General features: G+C 74.7%; 1 protein-coding gene. It reads left to right on the top strand.

Annotated features, from left to right (window positions below; translation table 11 throughout):
* Positions 1–170: 170 nt before the first annotated feature.
* Positions 171–538, top strand: a 368-nt coding sequence (locus AC5RV3_RS17730; protein WP_494123205.1) for a DUF222 domain-containing protein, incomplete at its 3' end; no start/stop codon positions are given.

Below are 538 nucleotides of genomic sequence, written 5' to 3'. Positions count from 1 at the left end.
CGGACATCGCCGCCAACGGGGAACACGCGACGGCGCCCAGACCCGGACCCGGCGCCGGCACAGGCGCCGATGCCGGAGCCTGTGCCGGGGCGGGGGAGTCTAGTCCCGCCGGGACAGGGGCGGGTGCAGTCGCGTCCAGCCCGGCGGGTGCGGGGGAGTGGGCGGACCCGGTGGCGGCGATCAACGCCGGCGGCGTGGAGGCCGCGAACCCGGGCCTGTCCGGGTCTAAGCCGGCGCAGCGCCGCCGCAAGACGGAGTTTGCCAACAACGCGGAGTATCTGCGCTCAAGGTTGGGGATCGGCATTGTCGAGGCGCGGCGCAGGCTGCGGGTCGGCAAGGCGATCACCGCGGCGGCGCGCTTTGACGGGGAACCCGGTGTCCCGGCGCTGCCGGTCTTGGCGGAGGCCATGGCCGGTGGGGAGGTCAGCGGCCAGGCCGCGGCCGTGGTCGTGGATTCCTTGGACCGGGCTCGGCACGCCGGTACGCCGGAGGCGTTGCAGGCGATGGAAGCGTCGCTGGTTCGGCAGGCCGTAGAGGC

This window comes from Arthrobacter sp. Y3221114, from assembly GCF_059092625.1.
Note: the sequence above shows the minus strand (reverse complement) of the source record. Positions and strands in the feature narration are given on the sequence as shown.